The organism is Streptomyces sp. NPDC055254, from assembly GCF_053606025.1.
Genome location: NZ_JBSGQV010000023.1, coordinates 17848 through 36808 on the forward strand (window position 1 = coordinate 17848; position 18961 = coordinate 36808).

Consider the following 18961-nt stretch of genomic DNA (forward strand, 5'->3'; position numbering starts at 1 on the left):
CCTGGCACGGGGGACACGGACGCGCGACCGGGGGGTCAGATCAGGGCGTCGAGGGCTGCGGGGGCGCCGTCCGCGACGCGTCGGCCGCCGCCGGCCGCGCGGGCCGTCGTACGCCGCTCCAGCGCGCCGGAAACGAGGGCGAGCAGCAGCGCGGAGGCGGCGAGGGCCGCACCCACCCGGTTCGGCGATGTCCAGCCGAAGCCCGCGGCGATCACGAGGCCGCCCAGCCACGCGGCGAGGGCGTTGCCGAGGTTGAAGGCGCCGATGTTGACGGCGGAGGCCAGGGTGGGCGCGTTCGCGGCCTGGTCCAGGACCCGCTTCTGGAGCGGCGGTACGGTCGCGAAGCCGAGGGCGCCGATGAGGACGACGGTGACGGCGGCGCCGGCCTTGATGTGCGCGGTGACGGTGAACAGGGCCAGGGTGAGGGCCAGTGCGCCCAGGGTGACGTACAGCATCGGCATGAGCGCCCGGTCCGCGTAGCGGCCCCCGATCAGGTTGCCGGCGACCATGCCGAACCGCCGTCCTCGGACCGGGCCCGGGCAGCGGCGGCGACAATGACGTTTTCGCCGGTCCACGCGGGTCCGGTGCGGGGCCGCGCCGTGCGGTGCCGCGGGTGGCGGTCACCGGCGCCGCGCCCCGGCGCCGAGGCCCGCCAGGGCCGTCGCCAGGACGCCGACGCCCTCCTCGATCTCACCGGCCGATCCCGCCGCGTATCCGAGGACCAGGCCCGGCGGTCCCGGCCTGACGCGGTGCCAGGACAGCGGGTGGGTCTTGACGCCGAGGGCCAGGGCTGCCGAGGCCAGGGCGGTGTCCTCGAAACCGGCCCCGTCGAAGGTGACCATCAGGTGCAGGCCCGCCGCCGCTCCGTGCACGCGGGCGGACGGCAGCCGTTCGGCGAGGCCTTCGAGCATCGCGTCCCGTCGTCGGCGGTGGCGGCGGCGCACGAACCGCAGGTGCCGCTCCAGTTCGCCCGAGTCCATCAGCCGGGCCAGGACCAGCTGGCTGAGCACCGGATTGCCGAGGTCGGCGTAGCGCTTCGCGGCGAGGACGGCGTCGCGCAGGCGCGGCGGGACCAGCAGCCAGCCGAGCCGCAGTGCGGGGGCGAGCAGTTTGGACACGCTCCCCGCGTAGCAGACCCCTTCGGGCAGCAGGGCGCGCAGCGCGGGGACGGGGGCGCGGTCGTAGCGGTGCTCGGCGTCGTAGTCGTCCTCGACGACCACTCCTCCGGCGGCGGCCCAGCCGAGCAGCTCCCGGCGGCGCTCGCCGTCGAGCACGACACCGGTCGGGAACTGGTGCGCCGGGGTGAGCAGTACCGCCCCGGCGCCACTCGCCCGCAGGGCGGTGACGTCCAGCCCGGCCCCGTCCACCCGTACCGGTACCGTCTCCATCCGTCCGTACTCCAACTGCTGTCGGGCGCCGAGCGAGCCCGGGTCCTCCACGGCCACCCGGTGGACACCCTCCTCGCGCAGCACGTGGGCCAGCAGCCCCAGGGCCTGGGCCACGCCCGCGACGACGACCACGTCGTCGGGGTCCGCGCGGATGCCCCGGTTCCGGGCCAGCCAGCCTACGACCGCCTCGCGCAGCGCGGGGGCGCCCTGCGGATTGCCGTAGCCGAAGTCGGCCGGGGTGAGTTCGTTCAGGATCCGGCGCTCCGCCTGGAGCCAGGCCGTGCGCGGGAAGGCGGTCAGGTCGGGAACGCCGGGCGAGAGGTCGATCCGGCAGGGTACGGCGCGCAACGCGTCCACCGGGCCGCCGCGCTCCGGGGTGCCGGACGGCGCTGGGGCGGGCGTCGGCGCCGCGACCACGACCGTGCCGCCTCGGCCGCGACCGGACACCTGGCCGGTCTCCGCCAGCCGCTGGTACGCCTCGGTCACCAGCCCGCGCGAGACGCGGAGTTCGGCGGCGAGCACACGGCTGGCGGGCAGGCGGCTGCCGACCGGTAGGACTCCGTCGGCGATGGCCGCCCGGAGCCGGCCGGCCAGCCAGTCGGTACGGCCGCCGGGCGGGGCCTGGCCGATGTCGAGCTGGAGGAAGTCGGATCCGGCGGCGGGATCTGGATCGGACCCCTGGGACCGGGCTCCTTTGGACCTGCTCATGGGTCCATTGTGGCCCCAGGGTGGAGGCATGGAGCACACATCCTCTGCCTTCCGGGACCTGGCACCCGGCATCATCGGGATGGCGCTGGTCGGCAGCAGCGTCACCGTGTCCAGCACCCTCGTCGACGCCCCGCTGTTCGGCCCCCAGGCCGTCCGGTACGCGGCCGCCGCGCTGCTGCTGCTCGCCCTGGCCCGGGTGGCCGGGGTACCGGTGCTGCGCCCGCGCGGCCGGGAGTGGCTGTGGTTGGCCGGGATCGCGGCCACGGGGCTGGTGCTGTTCAACGTGGCCGTGGTGCGCGGGGTCGCGCACGCCGAACCGGCCGTCATCGCCGTGGCCGTGGCCTCCGTACCGATCCTGCTGGGGCTGCTCGGACCGTTCCTGGAAGGGCGGCGGCCCAGTCGCCAGGTGTTGTGCGCGGCGCCCGTGGTGGTCGCCGGGGCGGTCCTGGTCGAGGGGACGGGCCGGACGGACGCCGCCGGGGTGGCGTGGGCCGCGCTCGCGCTGGCCTGCGAGGCCGGGTTCACGCTGCTCGCGGTGCCGGTACTGCGCCGGCACGGCGCGTGGGGGGTCTCGGTGCACGCCGTGTGGTTGGGGGCGGTGATGCTGGCGGGGCTCACGGTGGCCTTCGAACGGCCGGCCGAGCTGGGGGCGCTCGGCACGGCGCAGTGGGCGGCCACCGGATACCTGGCCGTGCTGGTGACGGCGGTGGCGTTCCTGCTCTGGTACCGGACGGTGGCGGCGGTGGGCGCCGGGCGGGCCGGACTGCTCACCGGTGTCGCACCGTTGGCCGCGGCGGGCGCGGTGGCGCTCACGGGCAGCGGGGCACCGGCCCCCGCCGTGTGGCTGGGGCTGGCCGTGGTCGTCGCGGGCCTCGCGCTGGGACTCCGCCCGCCGCGCCGGGCCCCGGCCGGGAGCGCACGGGCGAACGCCGCCGCCGGGACGAGCGCGGTCGACGGGCGCGGCGGTCGGCCCGGCTCCCGACGCGGGGAACGACCGCGGACCGGGCACGGGGAACCGCGCGGGGCCGGGTGACGCACAGGGTCCCTGACGGGGTGCGGTGGTCGGGGCGGGCGGGCTGCTCGGGGGTCCCGCACGTCCCGGTCGGGGCGCCCGTCCCCGTGAGTGCTCTCAGCGCAGGATGCCGGCCTGCCGGGCGGCCCGGATCCAGGACGGGAACTCCGACAGGAGCCGGTCGTAGAGCTCCGGGTCGGAGATCCTGTCGATGTCGTCCACCGCGAAGAAGCCGACATTGTCGACCCGCCGCCCGGGCAGGGTGTCGAAGCGCTCCAGCACCCCGTACTGGGCCTGCCCCAGGCCGATGAACTGCCAGAACACCGGCTCCTCCACCGCCGCCCGCAGTTCCCGCTCGATCTCGGCGTTGCGGTACACCCCTCCGTCGGAGAAGAACAGGACCAGCGTGGGATCCGGCACGGGGTGGGCGCGCACGTAGGCACGGACCTCCGCGATCACCTTCTGCTCCTCGTTCCCGATGCCGACGGAGCGCATGTCCACCTGGCCCGGTTCCAGTCCCTTCGGCGGCTTCTTGCGGCCGAACAGGCTGAACTGCCCGACCCGCACGTGCAGGCGCAGCCATGCGGGCAGTTCGCCGAGCACCAGGTCGGGCAGGCGCGCGGGCTGGGAGGCGAAGGTCCACGCCTGCATCTGGCCGTCGTCGTCGAGCTGCGCCGCGACGGCGGCCATCCGTTCGGCCACGCCCCGGACGGTGCCGCGCGTGTAGTGGGCCGCCATGGAGCCGGACGCGTCCAGCACGAGGACGACCCGGGCGGTGAGCGCCGTGACGCCCTGTTTGCTGAGGCTGACCGCCACCTGCCGCTTGCGCAAGGACAGGCGTTCGCGCATGTCGGGCGGCAGGTGCTCCTCGCCCTTGGCCATGCGGACGGCGGGGCCCCCGGGGGCGGCGGCCGGTGCGCGCGGGGCCGTCCCTACGGGCGGGGCGGGCGCCGAAGTGACGGGCGGGGCCGGCGCCGGCGCGACGGGCACGGGCCGCGAGGCGGGCGCGGGCACGCCCGCGCGGGTGGGCTGCGGCACCGCCGGAGCGTCGTCCACGCTGATGCCGAAGTCCGTGGCCAGACCGGCCAGTCCGCTCGCGTACCCCTGCCCCACTGCCCGGAACTTCCACGCCCCCGCCCGCCGGTAGAGCTCACCGCTCACGTACGCGGTCTCGGTGCCGGCTTCCATGGCGAAGTGCGCCAGCTCGGCCCCCGACACCGCGTCGAGCAGGCGCAGGTTCAGGCCGGGCACCTGTCCGAAGGTCCCCCCGTCCGCCGACGCGCAGAGGACGACGCGCTCGATGTCCCGCTCCAGCAGGCCCAGATCGACCTCGACGGTGTCGGCGCCGGGCCGCTTGCCGTGGTGGCGTACGGCCCCGGAGGGGTGGTTCGGCTGGTTGTAGAAGACGAAGTCGGCGTCCGAGCGGACGCGTCCGCCTCCCGTCAGGAGGAGGGCGGACGCGTCCACGTCCGGTACGCCGTGCCCGGCCGACCAGCCGAGCACGGCCCTGACCCTGATCGCCGCGACCGCAACGTTGGCGCCCTTGTTCAGTGTCGTCGTCACGGCATCCAGTCTGCCCGCCGGGCGCCCGGCGCACAGGTGGTCCGTGCGGACCGGGGTTCAGGTGGAGGAGGGAACCAGCACGACGGCCGTGCCGTACGCGCACACCTCGGTCCCGACGTCGGCGGCGTCGGTCACGTCGAAGCGCATCATCAGGACGGCGTTGCCGCCACGCGCCTTCGCCTGCTCGATGAGCCGGTCCATGGCCTGGTTGCGCGTCTCCACGAGCGTCTTGGTGAGTCCCTTCAACTCGCCGCCGATCATCGACTTCAGGCCCGCGCCGATCTGGCTGCCCAAGTGGCGGGAGCGCACCGTGAGTCCGAACACCTCACCGATGACCTGCTCGACCCGGTAGCCGGGGACGTCGTTGGTCGTCACGACGAGGACGCCGCTCTGATGCGCCCCGGCGCCGCCGCCGTAGTCTTCGATACCCATGGCACCCACTCTCGCGCGGCGCGGCGCCCCGCGCATCCGGGAGGGGCCGGGCGGGCCCGGGCGTCTCGTGCGGTTCGGACACGGGCGCGACCAGGCCGAACCGGCGCAGCCGGGGACCGGCCGCGCGGCGGACGACGGGTTACGGGTGCCGGGTACGAAGACGGGGCGGCGGGCGGCGCCGATGCGTCCGCTCGGCCGTTCGGCGGCAGAACGGATTGAGCATTTCGGGCTAAATCGCGGTGAGTCATCGGGATCGCGCGCCCTCGCGTCGCCATAGTCGTCCGTGGCGACCGCCAGGTCGCCGCCCCGCGCCGCGCGCCGCGGCCGGGCGGATGTCTTCGTAGAGGAGCCGGCTCATGCTGAAGCCCACCAGGACCATCCTCGCTCTCACCACCGGAAGCCTGGTGCTCGGTCTGGTCGGGGCGGGCGTCGCCGTCGCCGACGAGAATCCGGTCGTCGACACCCCGTCGCGGGCAGCGGTCACCGGTGTCGCCGCCGGTCAGGCCGCCGCGTACGACCGGTACGTCATCGGCAAGGTCGTCTCCCGCGGGCCGCTCAAGGTCCGCAGCGAGCCGACCACGCGGGCGCGGATCGTCGGTCAGGTCTACCCGAACCGCAAGGTCGAGATCGAGTGCAAGAAGTACGGCCAGGCGGTCGACGGGAACCGTCTGTGGTACCGCCTGCACGAGGAGGACAACGACCAGGAGAACGGGCAGGACAACGACCAGGAGAACGGCGGCTGGGACGACGGCGGCCGGGAGAACGGCTCCGACGACGAGGACCGCGCGCGCTACGAGCGGGAGCGCTGGGTCTCCGCCCGCTACGTCCAGAACCGCAGCACGGTGAAGTACTGCCGCTGACGCGCGGCCGGTCAGTCCGCCGGGCGTACGGCACGCGGGCCCACGCACCGCACGCCGTACGCCCGGACCCGTTCGCGCAGTTCGCGGTCGGCGGTGACCACGACGCAGTCGCGCTCCGCGTGGGCCGCGGCCAGTTCCACGATCCGGTCGTCGCCGCTCCCGGGCGCCGGATCCACCCGTACGCCGGGAACGGACTCCACGCCCCGGGCCGCGCCTTCGACCACGAGGACGATCTCCTCGCCTTCCTCCCGCATGGCCAGCCGGTCGCGCAGCCGCTCGGCCGCGCCGCGCCGGTCCCGCCACCAGCCGTCGGGCACGGACCCGACGACGTTCGCGGCGTCCACGATCAGCACCTTCACCGCGCGGTCAGAAGTCACCGTAGTTGACCTGCCAGGTGGGCAGGCCCATCCGGCGCCAGACCGCCACGACGCGGTCCCGGTCGTCGAGTGACACCCGCACCGCGTACCGGTCGCGGACGTGCGCGTCGAACAGCTCGGCCTTCACGACGTCGTCGCGGCGCGTGTCGCCGGCCGCGCGCATCCACAGCTCGTCGTACGGCACCTGGTGCCGCCGCAGCCAGGACTCGGTCTGCGGGCGGTGTTCCTCGCCGCGCCCCGAGAGCAGCACGATCGTGTCGCCGTCGGCCCGCCGGAAGGCGTCGAGGGCGTGCTTGACCGACTCGTTGAGCAGATCGAGCTCGCAGCGCGAGAAGTCGTACGGGCCGCGGTCACCGGTGAGCGCCAGGGTGCCGTCGATGTCGCACATCACGGCGGCGGGCAGTGCGGGGTCGGCGACGTACTCCCGGACGGGCGGTACGGCCGCGGCGCCCGATGTGCCGTTCATCCAGTCCGCCGTCAGCCGCCAGCCGCCCTTGCGGGCCTTGTGGTGCTTGTCGGCCAGGATGCGGATGATCTCCTCGCCGACCCGGCGCTCCCGGGCGGCGTCCCGGCGCAGGCACTCCTCCAGCGGCACGTGGGTGAAGTCGTGCACGACGAACGTGGCGCGTCCGCCGACCGCCGCCTTGAGGCGCTTGGGGATGTTCTTGGTCAAGTGGGTGTTGTCGACGACCACGTCGAAACCGCCGTCGACGGCCGCGCGGACCGCCGCGTCCTGGATCTCCAGCACGGTCTGCTCGTGGGTGTAGGACCGGGCCCGCTCGGGATCCGGCAGGTCGAGCATGGCCCGCAGGTCGTCCAGGTTGACGCGGCGCATCCGGCCGCCGGACTCCGCCTGGAGGGCACGTGCCGCGGTGGTCTTGCCCGAGGCCGGCAGACCCGTCATGAGGTGCGCGACGGGCAGGGGGCGCTCCTGGTCGGCGCGGTCGGCTCCGCGGACCGCGGCCGGCGCCGGGACGCGCGGCGCGGCCCGGCGCGCGGGCGCGGCGGCGTCCGTCCCGGTCCTGGGGGCGGGCGCCGTCTGGGGCGCGGGTACGCGGGCCTCCTCGGGCACTGCCGCGTTCTCCTCGTCGGTCAGGTAGGGGTCGGCCGTCTCGGGACGCACGTGCCGCCAGGTGGTGAGCTCGGTGGGCCGTCCGTCGAGCCGCAGGAACATCGCGGCCGCCAGCTTGCGGTCCCCCAGGGCCTTGGCGGCCCGTGCGAACGCGCCGCGGTCGGCAGCGAGGTGGGCGAGGCCCGCGTACGCCTCGTCGATCGCTCGCTCGTGCCGGGCCGCGGCGTCCTCCAGACGGGCGATCACCTGCCGCACCCAGGCGTCGAACTCGTCGGGTACCTGCTCCAGCAGCGCATCGAGCGGCTTGCCGCCCGATGCCTCGACCTCGGCGAGCGGGCAGCCGAGGATCCGGGCGATGTGCGTGGCGGGCCGGCCGGAGAAGCGCTGGATGCCGTGGTCGCGCCAGATGTCGCGTTCGGTGACTCCGGTGACCACCTTGTGCAGCCGTACGTACTCGGACAGCTTGGCCTTGGCGCGGACGCCGGAGGCGAAGCGCAGGACGAAGCCCTCGGCGTCGGTGCCGGTCACGGCGGCGCCGCCGGGGAGGGTGTTGGACTCGGCCAGGGCCATCAGCGCGTCGAGCGGCATGGCGGGCCACACGGTCACGACGGAGCCGATGCCCTCCCAGTGGGAGGCCGCCTCGGCGAGGGGGACTTCCGCGCCGTCCGGGCCGAAGGCGGCGAGGAGGACGAGGTCCTGGCGGCCGCCGTAGTTCACGACGATGCGGTTGCCGGGGTAGAGGATCTCGGCGAGGTACGTGGTGCCGGGGCGCAGGGCGGCGGTGTCCTTGGTGCCCAGGCGGCGCTGGGCCCAGGTCGCCTGGGCGCTGATGAAGGAACCCTTGGAGGCGACCCGCCAGTTGCCCGCGTAGTGGAAGACCACGGCGAGGCTGCCGTCGACCTTGTCGTAGACCTCGAACGGCTCGTCGGGCAGGGAGGGCGCGTACGGCTGACCCGACTCGTGCTCCCCGACGTTGAAGAACTTCGGCAGCGGCAGGGCGACGACGGCGCCGTTGGTGTCGTCGGCGACGAGTCCGCGGCAGCGCGTGGTGACCCGGTTCCAGACGCCCTCGTACTGGGCCGTCCGCGTGTACGTGTAGAGGGAGAGCGGCAGATCGGGGTGGCGCTTGCGGCTCACGTGGCCCGCCTCGATCGCGTCGGCCAGCTCCTGCGCGGGCAGCAGGTCGTGCAGAGTCAGGCGGTCCTGGCTCATGGGGTTCCTCCCGGGTCGAGATGGCTCATTCTCACCTGCGGGAGGGTGTGCCCGGTACTCGATTACGCCTGGCCGCGGCGGCGGGGATGGTTCAGTACGTGACGCGGGCCCGTTCAGTACGTGATGCAGAATTCGTTGCCCTGCGGGTCGGCGAGGGTGGCCCACTCGTAGGGGCCCTGGCGGCCGTCGTGGAGGAAGACGGCGCCCTTGGCGAGCAGCCGCTCGACCACGGCCTTGCCGTCCTCGCCGCCGGCGCGGACGTCCAGGTGGACCCGGTTCTTGACCGTCTTGGGTTCGGGCACCAGCTGGAAGAGCACGCGCGGGGCCTGCTGGTCTCCCCCGGGGTGGCGGATCGCGGCGCCGACCTTCCAGACGAGGTTGCCGTTGTGGGTGGTCGTGTCGTCCTCGCTCGCGTGGCCGGCGGCGACCAGACCCCGGATGAACGCCTCGTCGCTCGGCTCCACTTCCCAGCCGAGGGCGTCGGCCCACCAGTCGGCGAGGGGGTGCGGATCGGTCGAGTCGAAGGTCACCTGGAACGTGTATGCCATGCCGGGACCCTACTGAGAGGGCCCGGGCGGCGCCACAGGAGCCGGGGCCCGGCGCAGGGCGGCCCGGCGCGAGACGAGGAAGGCGGCCGAGGTCAGCAGCCAGGCGCCCACCGCGATCCAGAGCAGCACCTCCCCCAGCGGCCGCAGCCCTGCGACGCCGGCCGGCTCCGCCGCGGAGAGGCAGGCGACGGCCGTCATACCGAGCGGGAAGACCGTGGCCCAGCGGCGGATGTCGTAGTGCGGCCGGGGGTGGCGCAGTTCCGCGTAGAGGAGGACCGCGTACCAGGCCAGGGACACGGCGAGCAGCACCAAGGTGGCGGTCCGCAGGGCCGTGTGCGCGGCGCCGGTCCAGACGGGTGACCCCAGGAGCTTGGACCCGGCCAGCGCGGAGATGGAGAGCGCGCCTCCCGCGACCCAGTGGTCCCCCGCGCCGCGCGCCACCTCGTGCGGGTCGAACCGGACGAGCGCCGCCGCGTAGAGCAGCAGGCCGAGGCAGAAGGCCGCCAGTGCCGCCGGGGTGAGCCGGTCCGGGCCGCCCGGGGTGGCGAGGACGGCGGCGAGGACCGCGAGCCCCTGGGTGGCGACGCAGCCGAGGAAGGCCACGCCGGGCATGCGCCGGCGCCAGTGCCGGACGACCGCGACGAGCAGTCCGGGCCAGAGCGCCGCGGACAGAACGAGCAGTGCGATGGCAACGTTCCGCCATCCGAGCATCGACAGCCGGGTGCCGAGGACGGTGGTGGCGGCGACGGCGGTGAGCGCGGGGGGGTGTAGGCCTCGGCGCGGAACCGGCGCCGGTCGCCCGTCAGCCGGGCCGTGAAGTCGGCGGCGAGTACGACCCACAGGGCCGCGGCGAGCGCCAGCGCGACCAGCGACAGCACCTCGTGGCCGACCAGGTGCAGGCCGACGGAGAGGATGCCGGCGGCCATCACGGCGGCTCCCGCCGCCGGCGGGAGCCCGGCCCACCAGGCACGCCGGGAGGAAGGGCTCATCCCTCCAGCGGACACCACCGGTGGACGGCCCGCCAGCGGACGCGCCGGGCACCCGCGTGGGGGCGGGAAGGGGCGGCCACCGGACCGGGCCACGGGGGCGACAGACCCGGAGCCACGGGGGCGACACACGGCGGGCGCGGGGCGGGTCGGTCAGTGCGAGCCGTCCGGATCGCAGCTCGCCCGGCGGAGGCCGATCGTCCGCAGGGCCCGGGCCAGGCCGTCCGGGTCGCCCTCGCTGACGATGTGCACCGCCCCGTCCACCGCGAGGCCCGAGGCCGGCACGGGCGCGCCGTCGGCGGGGGTCCGCAGGACCACACCGCTCGGCGGGTCCAGGGCGCGCACCCCCCGGAAGACCCCGAGGACGCCCGGATCGGTGTCCAGGCTGTCCAGGCCGTCCGGCAGGGCGAGCACGGTGACGTCGGGCAGCAGGACGCGGGCGTGCGCGAGGGCGACGGCCGGTTCGTCGGCATGGGAGATGACCCGGAAGCGCGGGTCGCTCTGGATGCGCGACCGCAGGCGCTCCAGTTCCTCGCCCTCCGGGACACCCACTACGAGTACGGTCATCACAACTCCCCATCCTCCGTCGCGGCGCCGCTCGCGGCGAGCCGGGCGGGCCGCGGACACGGGGCCGGGCCCGCGTCCCCGGCGGCCGGAAATCGACCTTGCCAGTCAATTTAGGTCTACCTAACCTGTGCTCGCCGACGTGCGCGTCGAGCACATATCGCGGAACCCTCCCCCTCCCCCCACTTGAAGGAGCCCTCCGTGACCGGAAGTCTCAACGCCGCCCAGCCCTACGCCGTCGCGCTGTTCCGCATCGTCACCGGACTGCTCTTCGCCTGCCACGGCGCCGCCTCGCTCTTCGGCGTCCTCGGCGGTGCCCACGGCGGCGGCACGGTCGCCGTCGGCGCCTGGCCGGGCTGGTACGCCGCCGCCATCCAGCTGGTGGCGGGCGGCCTGATCCTCCTCGGCCTGGGAACCCGCTCCGCCGCCTTCGTGGCCTCCGGGTCGATGGCGTACGCGTACTTCACGGTCCACCAGCCGGACGCGCTCTGGCCGCTGCAGAACGGCGGCGAGTCCTCGGCGATGTTCTGCTGGGCCTTCCTGCTGCTGGTGTTCACCGGCCCCGGAGCCTTCGCCGCCGAGCGGCTGTTCGGCGCGCGCACGGCCGGCCGGGGCAGCGACCCCCGCCACGAGGCCGTGGCGGCCTGACGGAACGATCCTCCGTACGCCTCGGTCAGCGGGGCAGAATTCGTCCTGGGCTGTGATGGGCGGACTGCCGGGCGGCGGCAATCCATGGAGCCCGCTCCGGGAGGAGCCCCCGGGGGCGGGACTCCACCACCTGGGCTGCGCGGTCTCGGACGCGGCGGGAAGGGTAGGTCCCGGGGCTTCTTGCTCAGAGGAGATCGAGGAGCATCAGGACCTCGTCCCGGGTGTCGTCGGGCGCGAAGCGCAGGGCCCTGGGCCAGCGGCCGACCTCGCGCCAGCCGAGGCGGCCGTAGAACTTCTCCAGCCCCTCGCCGCTCCGGGCCGCGAGACGGAGCTGTTCGAGCCCCCACTCGTCACGGGCAACCGTGTGCAACTCTCGCATGAGGGCGGAACCGACCCCGCGACCGCGGAACACGGGACGGGTCTGGAGGTGATGGACCGTGCCCCAGTGGGCGACGAGCCGAAAGGGATCACGGTTGAGGACGACCCATCCGGCGAGGGCGTCGTCGAAGGTGGCGACGACGAGTCGGCTGCGCGACGGGTGGAGACGCCCGAGGAGCTCGTCCGCGACGGGCGCGACGTCGTCCGTATGGACGGGCGGGAAGGGGAATCCCGCAGCGCCACCGGCGTTCGTGACGGCGATCCAGCAGTCGACGAGCTGTTCCCGCAGCCCGGGAGCGACCTGATGCTCTCCGGTGATCCGGGTGAGGTCGGGCGTCCTCTCCTGCTCCATACGAGGAGCATCCCAGGCGCTGCCTGCGCCCGGGCGGCGCAAGGAGCATTCGCGTCCTTCACGTTCGCGGGAACGACCGCACCTACCTCTACGACCTCCGAACCCTCGCCCCCGAAGGATGACCCGTCGGACGTGTGAGGGGTGGCGAATCGGCGAATCCGGGGCGGGGGCGTGGCGCGGTCGGCAGGATGGGGGGCATGGACCGTGGGGATGTGGGACCGGGCGGGTCGCGGCCGATGGTGGTGCGGGTGCCCGTGGAGCCGGTGGAAGCGGCCGTCGAGGCGGATGCGGTCGACGCCGTGACGCGTGCCGGCGACGTGGTGGTGCGCGGCCCGCTGTTCGGGGTGGCGGCGCGGCGCGACGGTGACGGGGCCTTGTGGCGGGTGCTGATCGAGGTGACGTCCGGTTGCCCGCAGCAGGCGCGCGACGCGCTGAACTCGTGCCTGTGGTTCCGCGCCAAGGACGAGGCGCAGGACCGGGCGGAGCGCCGGGAACTGCTGGCGGCCGTCGCCCGGTTGGAGACCGAGCGGGTCGACGAGCTCGCGGCGGGCGGGACCCGGTACCGGATCGTACGGGCCGAGGAGTACGCGGGTTCGGGCCCGGGCGGCATGGAGCCCCCGCGCCCGACCGATCCGGAGCCTCCGGTCCCCGACTGGGACCGCGCGGTGCGGGAGCCGGGGATCGACGACGGACTCGTACTGGATCCGGACGCGCCCGTCACCCCGACCCAGGCGGTCGAGCGGCTGGCGCTGCGGGGCCTGCGCTACACCGGTGAGCGGTTCCCGGAAGAGGTACGGGCCGACGCGGAGCGCGCCGTGGACACCCACCCGGACGTCCTGCTGCTGCCGGCGACGTTCACGGTCGTGGAACGGGCCTCGGGCGGCTGGAGGCCGATCAGCGGCCCGCACGCGACCGCGCACGCGGCCCGCAAGTCGCTGGACTTCGCGCTGACCTGGATGTGGCCCAGGATGCGCGGCCACATCCCCGAGGACGCGGGCCCGCAGACCGACGCCCGTACGTGTGCGGCGGGCGGCTCCGCGGAACTGGCCGCGTACGCCGAGGCCGCCGACTCGCTCCGGGTCGGGCGCGTGAACCAGCTGGAGTTCCAAGGCACGGTGTACCAGATCGTCCGTACCCGGCGCCTGCTTCGCTGGGGTCCCGACGGGCCCGAGGGCCCGCGCCCGTCCGACGTCAACAGCCAGGACCCCGCGCGCATCCACCTCGCCCTCGACGAGGACGGCCGGGTCCTCCCCGAGGACTGACCCAGCGGGCCGTCGTACGGCGGGAAGTCCTCCGGCTCGGACCGCCTCCCGCGAACCAGTCCCTCCGGCGGTGCCCGCGCCAGGGTGGTCGAGCGCGGCACGGCCGGCTCCGCGGCCCGCTTCCTGATCGCCTGCTTACCGCTGCCTTAAGTGGAACGTAAGCCGAGATTGCCGCTGGCCGCCGCGTTCTGGCAGGTCACAGGGTCTGCCAGAACTGCGGGGCATCAGCTGGGAGCCAAACGGGGAGCCACGGCCCCGAAATCGGCTCATGGAGAAGGACTGGCGTCTCCGCTGGACCCGAAGATTTCGTCCATAGCCTCGGCGCCCTTCGTGATCACGGGCCGGATCTGCTTCCGGTAGACCTTCTCGGTGACCTGCGTACCGCTGTGGCCGACCAGCCGGGCAATGTCCTCGATTCTGAGCCCGTGATCGGAGAGCAGTGAGACGAAACTCGTCCGCAACTCCCTGGTCGTCCATGCCGATGGATCCGAGAACCCGGCCTCCTTCAGCAGCCTGCGGAGGTTGCGGCGGACATTCTCTGCCGTCCGTACCCCTCCCGCGTCCGCGGGGAACACGAGTCCGTCGGCACTCCACTCGCGCCCAGCAGCCCGGCACGCGGCCTGTTGTCGAGCCTTGTGCACACGTACTACCTCCGCGGCTCTGCGAGACATGGCTAGCGAGCGACGGCTCTTCTGAGTCTTCGTTTCACCGTGCCTTCGTACAGAGCGCCAAACGTCGATGTGTGCTTCGCTGCCGTCCGGCGGGTCAGTGTGCACCCGGTCCCACGTGAGAGGGCGCGTCTCTTCTGTCCGGATGCCCACGAGCAGGGCGAGCACCACGTAGGCGTGAATCCATGTCCCCTCCCCCACGTTCAACACGGCCGCCCCCTGCTCCAGGGACAGGGACTTGCTGGGGCGGCCGACCTTACCGTCGGGCACGCTAACAAGTGTGGCCACGTTCTGCGGCACCCTGCCGCGCCGCTGTGCGTGCGTGATCGAGCGGCTGAGGACCGAGTGCACCAACCGCAGAGAGGTTGTCGCCAACGCCTCCTTCCTGTCGTCGAGCCAAGCATCCACTTGGTCAGCGTCGAGTTCGCGGAGCTTCGCCGAACCCAGGTGCGGATAGATGTGCGCCGCGGCGAGGCTCCGGTATGTGGACCGACTCGACTCGGCCTTGCCCTTGAGCCCTTGCTCCAACCAGGCTTCAACCGCCTGTTTCACCGTGTAGTGAGCTGGCGTGCGGCTGCCCCTCTCCATCTCGGCCCTAAGGTCCCGCAGCTTCTTGCGTACCTCAGCCTTCGTACGACCGGAGACCTTCCTGCGGAGTCGCTGACCCGAAGGGGTGTAGCCCAGGGAAATTGCGCCGATGTACCGGTTCTTTGACTCGTCCCAGTAGATCGAGTCCTCTCCGTTCCCTGCCTTGCGAGCTTGCTTCTGCTCACTGTCCATCAGGCACCTTTCAGACATGAGAGCGGGGCCGCACCCTGGTAGGGACGGCCCCGCTGTGGAAGTCGCACTTTCTTAGGCGGCGCAGGCTTCGGTCTTGAGAAGTTCCACGTACTCGTCGAGGTACTCGGTGGGTACGAGCCGTCGTCGACCGACGCGGACGGTCCGCAGCCGGCCGAGGCGAATCTCCTCGAACGCTGTGGAGCGGCCGACGTTGAGGAGTTCGGCTGCTTCCTCCACGCTGTGCAGCCGCCGCTCGGGTTCGACCATCAGTGCCACGTGATGACGTTCCTTCCGGTCCATGAAGTGTCAGGTGTGCGAGACCAGCGCCCCCGCAGGGGCCCGGAATCGCTGACAGAACTGACAGAACCTCGGCATGTGGCCTCTGACCTGCTGTTTCGGCCGGTTCGGGCCGTGTGACAAAACCTCAAAAAACTCTGACAGAACCTCGAAAACCTAGGTTCTGTCAGACTGGGCGGCTCGCCCTGCGGCGAGGTTTTTGGAGTTCTGTCAGAGTTTTCGGAGGTTTTGTCACACCTCCGAAAGTGCTCGTTTCCGCAGGTCAGGCGGCTGGTCGGGAGGTTCTGTCAATTCTGTCAGTGGGTTGGGGGGTTTTCAGGCGGCGGGGGTGATGCGGGGGTGGGTCTCGTAGCGGGGTGAGGGCGGCCGGCCGCCGCGTGTGGTGCGGGGTGGCGGGGGCTGCTGGCGGATCCAGCCGTGTTCCTCCAGGAGGTCCAGGGCGGGGTCGAGGTCGCCCATGGCGGGGAACTCGCTGCGGGGCATCGCGCGGAAGAGGTCGCGTTTGGTGAAGGCGGTTGTGCGGGTGTCGGTCAGGTGGGTCAGGACGGTGTGGGCGGCTGCCTGGGCGGGGTCGGCCTTCATGGCGTTGAAGACGTCGAGGGCGTGGGCGGTGAAGTAGTCCCCGAGGCGGGTGGCGGCGGCCATGGTCGCGGCGGCGATCGGCCGGGTCCAGGCGTCCTCGGGGTGGGCGGCGAGGTGGAGGAGGCCAGCGATGCGGGCGACGGCTCCGTCGCGCTTACTGGCCCAGTTCACGATCGGCGCGAGGCTCCCGTCCTTGCGCAGGCGGGATTCCGTGACGCGCTGGTAGGCCAGCAGGACGGCGTCCGCCCCCGGAGTAAGGGTGAGTTCGGCGGTCTCGGTCCAGCCCGCGAGGGTCAGGGCCAGGCGCCCGAGGTTCTGTGCATAGGTGCTGGCGGTGTCGGGGTTGAGGAGTTCGGGGGTGAGGTTGCGGTAGCCGACGAGGGATTCGGGCTTGGAGTAGAGGAAGCGTGCGAGCAGGCCGCGGCCGTCGGCGCCCTTGATCTGCCCGATGGAGTCCAGGACCTCCGGCTGCACGGCCAGGCCCATGGTGATGGCGGGGTTCTCGATGTACTGGGCGTCGCGAGCCTGGCGGTTGACGCGGGCCATGTCGCCGGCGTGGCCCTTGAGGAAGATCCCCATGTTCGGGACGCCGGAGTAGCGTCCGGCGATGATCTCGAAGATCTCGCCCTCCGGGGACAGGATCGCGATCCGTCCGTCCTGCTGGGCGAGGAGGCTGGTCAGGCTCTCGGCGGTCACGTCGTCGGCGACGAGCTGCGGCTCGGCCGGTACGACGGCCCGCTCGGCGGCATCCGATAGAGAGACGGCCTGGGCGGTCAGATCGGCCAGCTTGTCGGCGTCGGCGTTGGCCGCAACCTTCTCGGCCTTCTCGGCGGCGGCCTTCGCGATCCGGGCGGACGCTGCGGCCTCGGCCCGCTGGGGCGCCGTCAGCTCGATCAGAGCTTTCTCGGCGGCGAGGAGGGGCTTGGTCATGAGCCCGAACACGGCGCTTTTGCGGTTGCCGGGCGGTAGGGCGACGGCGGTGTAGAGGTTGACCGGCTCGCTCCACTGCCCGCGCACGGTGACGGTGAGGCGCCCGCCGGCGGCCGTGCCGACGACCGCGAGCGCGAGACACCCGGCGAGGTCGACGGGCGTCTGCGTCTCCTCCGCGACCCCAGCCGTCATGGCGGCGAGCCAGTCAGGCAGGGCGTCTACGGGGAAGGTGGGAAGCTGCCCGCGCGGGTTGAGCGGTACGGGCTCCTCCCACACGGGCCCGGCGACGTCCTCCGGGGTCATCTCGTCGAATCCGGCCCACAGCTCGGGGTCGTGCGTGGTCATGCGGCTTCCCTTCGCGGGGTGAGGCGGGAGCAGGCTTCTCGGTGCTCTGCGTGGTCGGCGATGAGTGCGAGGGCGCGGGCGCGGCCTGCGGCGAACAGGTCCCGGCCGCACGAGCACCAGGAGCGGACGCTCGGGCTGGCGCCGTGCGAGGGCGGGGCGACGATGTGGAGCCAGGCGACGGGCCGGCGGCCGTCGTCGGCGTGCGGGTCAGGGCGAACTGATGAAGGGACGCCTTCGGCGACGACTTTCGGCGCGCCACTGCCGTCCGGGGTGGTGGCCGGTTCGGCGGGACTGGGGCGGGCGGTCATGGTGCCTTCACCAGGACGGCGCAAAATCCGTTGGCGACGGCCCGCTCGGCGTACGCCTCGGGGACGTCCACAGACACGGCCGCGTCGATGATGTGCCGGGCGAGGATCTCCAGGCCGCAGGGGCCGGGGCAGGCGGTGTGCTGGTTGGCGAGGAAGCGGGCGACTCCGTAGGCCTTGGATCCGGCGCCCTCATCCCTGCAGGCGGTGATCCTGGCGAGCCCGCGCTGCAGGCCGGTGCGGACGAAGGTGTCGTTGTGGCGGCAGCCGGTGGCGACCGATCGGTCCCAGGTGGCGCGGGCCGGTGAGGAAGAGTCCACCTCCCCTCCCTGGGACCGGGCGGAGGTGGACTCTTCCCTGCCGACCAGGGCACGCACGGCATCGGGCAGGACGGTCATGGTGCCGGTCCCGGCGTTGATCCAGCGGACGTAGGACATCAGGGACTTGATGTCCACACCGGGCCGGACTCCGTTGGCGGACTGCATGGCGCCCCGGTAGACCCAGTGCTCCCCCCGGGTTGTCGCCACGGTCTTGGTCGCGGGCAGGGCCTGGCGGGCCCATGCGACCGCGTCGGCGTTGTCGAGGTCCACGACCGTGAGATGGGCGCCGCCGGGGTGGTAGGCGACCCCACCGGCCTGCCGCCAGGCGCGGGCCCAGGCCGGGGAGGTGAGGACGGCCGGGTCAGTGGTGGCGGCGGCCCAGGCGTGGCAGGGAGCGGGGCACTGGCAGGGCCCTGCGAACTTCATATTCGGCCGGTCCCCGCACCGGCAGGGCCCGGCGCCCTTGCTGCCGGTGCAGGCGACACAGTTCCCGACAGGGAGCTTGCTCGCGCGCAGGGGCAGGACGGGCAACCCGATCTCGGCGAGCCACAGTGCGGTACTCAGGTGCCCGGTCGCGGTCCTCATGCCGCCACCGCCCCGGCCGAGGTACGGGCGAGGAATGCACGGCCGAGCCACTCGGAGAAGGCCGGCGGGATGGCTTCGGTGAGTTCCTCGCGGACGTCGGTCCAGTCGATGCCCATCGCCTGCTGCATCTCGGCAACGGTGGCCTTGCCACCGCCGTTGCCGTAGGCGGCGACATACGGCCCGTCGTGGTACTTGCCGTGCCGCCAGCCACGCACCCGGCCACGGTGCCGCAGGTGCTTGGGCTGGACGGCGGTCCAACCGCCGAGTTCGAAGTTGCGGTGCCGCAGCACGCCCAGGCCGAACATCTCCCCGCACAGGGTGATGTCCTTGCGGACATCGGCCTTGCCGTCGGGCTGCTCGATCACGTACGGCAGCCCGGACGCCTCCAGAAGCTCCCGGGTGGGCGCGACGAGGTCGACGTGCTGGCCGCCCCAGCCGCGGGACTTGTTGGTCCCCACGGTCAGCGCGCACCGCTTCTGGCACGGCGGGGAAGCGTGAACGACGGCGTAGCGGTGGATCTCACCGGAGGTGATGAGTTCGGCGAGGACGGTGAGGGCGTCCCCGTGCATGAAGGTGAAGGGGTAGTTCGGGCGGGGGCGGATGTCGACGCCGGTGACGTTGAATCCGGCCCGGTCGTAGCCACGGCCCGCGCCTCCAGCGCAGGAGTACAGGTCCAGAAGGTGCGGCCGGTGGTCTCGCCGAATGTCGGCGGTGTGGGTCATGCTGGAGTCCTCCAGTTCGATGCAACGTGCTGGTTGACGAGGGCGGCCCCGCACTTTGGCGAGAG

19 protein-coding genes and 1 pseudogene are annotated in these 18961 nt (G+C 73.1%); 4 read left to right on the forward strand and 16 right to left on the reverse strand.

Features of this window, described 5'->3' with window-relative positions:
* Positions 1-35 precede the first annotated feature (35 nt).
* Both ACWFQ8_RS21480 and pdxR read right to left on the reverse strand, forming a co-directional pair.
* Positions 36-512 (reverse strand): annotated as a pseudogene (locus tag ACWFQ8_RS21480) (MFS transporter); the annotation flags it as partial.
* Positions 513-620: 108 nt separating this feature from the next.
* The gene (pdxR, locus tag ACWFQ8_RS21485; protein ID WP_453787856.1) at positions 621-2096 is read right to left on the reverse strand and encodes a MocR-like pyridoxine biosynthesis transcription factor PdxR; all 1476 of its coding nucleotides are present in this window, start codon (positions 2094-2096) and stop codon (positions 621-623) included.
* A gap of 28 nt (positions 2097-2124) precedes the next feature.
* Here pdxR and ACWFQ8_RS21490 point away from each other — a divergent pair, with 28 nt between their 5' ends.
* Positions 2125-3129, forward strand: coding sequence for an EamA family transporter (locus tag ACWFQ8_RS21490; protein WP_453787857.1), 1005 nt, complete (start codon positions 2125-2127; stop codon positions 3127-3129).
* A gap of 96 nt (positions 3130-3225) precedes the next feature.
* Here ACWFQ8_RS21490 and ACWFQ8_RS21495 read toward each other — a convergent pair whose 3' ends face one another.
* Together ACWFQ8_RS21495 and ACWFQ8_RS21500 are read right to left on the reverse strand one after the other, a co-directional pair.
* Positions 3226-4659: a VWA domain-containing protein gene (locus tag ACWFQ8_RS21495; RefSeq protein WP_453787922.1), complete on the reverse strand. Its 1434-nt coding sequence runs from the start codon at positions 4657-4659 to the stop codon at positions 3226-3228.
* Positions 4660-4728: 69 nt separating this feature from the next.
* Complete coding sequence (locus ACWFQ8_RS21500; RefSeq protein ID WP_453787858.1) at positions 4729-5103, reverse strand: YbjQ family protein; 375 nt, start codon at positions 5101-5103, stop codon at positions 4729-4731.
* A 356-nt stretch (positions 5104-5459) separates the two neighbouring features.
* Here ACWFQ8_RS21500 and ACWFQ8_RS21505 point away from each other — a divergent pair, with 356 nt between their 5' ends.
* Positions 5460-5963 carry an SH3 domain-containing protein gene (locus ACWFQ8_RS21505; RefSeq protein ID WP_453787859.1) on the forward strand — a complete coding sequence of 168 codons (504 nt, stop codon included), beginning with the start codon at positions 5460-5462 and terminating at the stop codon, positions 5961-5963.
* A gap of 11 nt (positions 5964-5974) precedes the next feature.
* On the opposite strand, the gene ACWFQ8_RS21510 is transcribed toward ACWFQ8_RS21505, so the two are convergent.
* From ACWFQ8_RS21510 to ACWFQ8_RS21530, 5 genes are all read right to left on the reverse strand, one after another.
* Entirely contained in the window at positions 5975-6340 is a 366-nt protein-coding gene (locus ACWFQ8_RS21510; protein WP_453787860.1) for an NTP pyrophosphohydrolase, read from the reverse strand.
* Positions 6330-8624 carry a phosphatase domain-containing protein gene (locus tag ACWFQ8_RS21515; protein ID WP_453787861.1) on the reverse strand — a complete coding sequence of 765 codons (2295 nt, stop codon included), beginning with the start codon at positions 8622-8624 and terminating at the stop codon, positions 6330-6332. The genes ACWFQ8_RS21510 and ACWFQ8_RS21515 overlap by 11 nt, the downstream gene beginning before the upstream one ends.
* Before the next feature lie 113 nt (positions 8625-8737).
* Complete coding sequence (locus ACWFQ8_RS21520; RefSeq protein WP_453787862.1) at positions 8738-9172, reverse strand: VOC family protein; 435 nt, start codon at positions 9170-9172, stop codon at positions 8738-8740.
* Between the two features lie 9 nt (positions 9173-9181).
* Positions 9182-9883, reverse strand: a complete 702-nt coding sequence (locus ACWFQ8_RS21525; protein WP_453787863.1) for an SLAC1 family transporter — start codon at positions 9881-9883, stop codon at positions 9182-9184.
* A gap of 428 nt (positions 9884-10311) precedes the next feature.
* On the reverse strand, positions 10312-10725 hold the full coding sequence (locus tag ACWFQ8_RS21530; protein ID WP_453787864.1) for a hypothetical protein: 414 nt from the start codon (positions 10723-10725) through the stop codon (positions 10312-10314).
* 198 nt (positions 10726-10923) lie between these two features.
* On the opposite strand from ACWFQ8_RS21530, the gene ACWFQ8_RS21535 reads away from it, so the two are divergent.
* Positions 10924-11370: a DoxX family protein gene (locus ACWFQ8_RS21535; protein WP_453787865.1), complete on the forward strand. Its 447-nt coding sequence runs from the start codon at positions 10924-10926 to the stop codon at positions 11368-11370.
* Between the two features lie 184 nt (positions 11371-11554).
* On the opposite strand, the gene ACWFQ8_RS21540 is transcribed toward ACWFQ8_RS21535, so the two are convergent.
* Entirely contained in the window at positions 11555-12100 is a 546-nt protein-coding gene (locus tag ACWFQ8_RS21540; RefSeq protein ID WP_453787866.1) for an N-acetyltransferase family protein, read from the reverse strand.
* A gap of 197 nt (positions 12101-12297) precedes the next feature.
* Between ACWFQ8_RS21540 and ACWFQ8_RS21545 the strand changes: the two genes are divergently transcribed.
* On the forward strand, positions 12298-13362 hold the full coding sequence (locus ACWFQ8_RS21545) for a DUF5954 family protein (protein WP_453787867.1): 1065 nt from the start codon (positions 12298-12300) through the stop codon (positions 13360-13362).
* A gap of 266 nt (positions 13363-13628) precedes the next feature.
* Here the strand turns inward: ACWFQ8_RS21545 and ACWFQ8_RS21550 are convergent, their stop codons facing one another.
* The 6 genes from ACWFQ8_RS21550 to ACWFQ8_RS21575 form a co-directional block, all read right to left on the reverse strand.
* A complete protein-coding gene (locus ACWFQ8_RS21550) occupies positions 13629-14810 on the reverse strand; it encodes a site-specific integrase (RefSeq protein WP_453787868.1) in 1182 nt (393 codons plus the stop codon).
* Between the two features lie 72 nt (positions 14811-14882).
* Positions 14883-15077: an excisionase family DNA-binding protein gene (locus ACWFQ8_RS21555; RefSeq protein WP_359116978.1), complete on the reverse strand. Its 195-nt coding sequence runs from the start codon at positions 15075-15077 to the stop codon at positions 14883-14885.
* A gap of 345 nt (positions 15078-15422) precedes the next feature.
* Entirely contained in the window at positions 15423-16964 is a 1542-nt protein-coding gene (locus ACWFQ8_RS21560; protein ID WP_453787869.1) for a YfjI family protein, read from the reverse strand.
* Positions 16961-17272 carry a hypothetical protein gene (locus tag ACWFQ8_RS21565; RefSeq protein WP_453787870.1) on the reverse strand — a complete coding sequence of 104 codons (312 nt, stop codon included), beginning with the start codon at positions 17270-17272 and terminating at the stop codon, positions 16961-16963. Before ACWFQ8_RS21565 ends, ACWFQ8_RS21560 begins: the two co-directional genes overlap by 4 nt.
* Positions 17269-18174 (reverse strand): bifunctional DNA primase/polymerase, encoded by a 906-nt coding sequence (locus tag ACWFQ8_RS21570; RefSeq protein ID WP_453787871.1) that lies wholly within the window; start codon positions 18172-18174, stop codon positions 17269-17271. The genes ACWFQ8_RS21565 and ACWFQ8_RS21570 overlap by 4 nt, the downstream gene beginning before the upstream one ends.
* Entirely contained in the window at positions 18171-18896 is a 726-nt protein-coding gene (locus tag ACWFQ8_RS21575; RefSeq protein WP_453787872.1) for a DNA methylase, read from the reverse strand. The genes ACWFQ8_RS21570 and ACWFQ8_RS21575 overlap by 4 nt, the downstream gene beginning before the upstream one ends.
* Positions 18897-18961 lie beyond the last annotated feature (65 nt).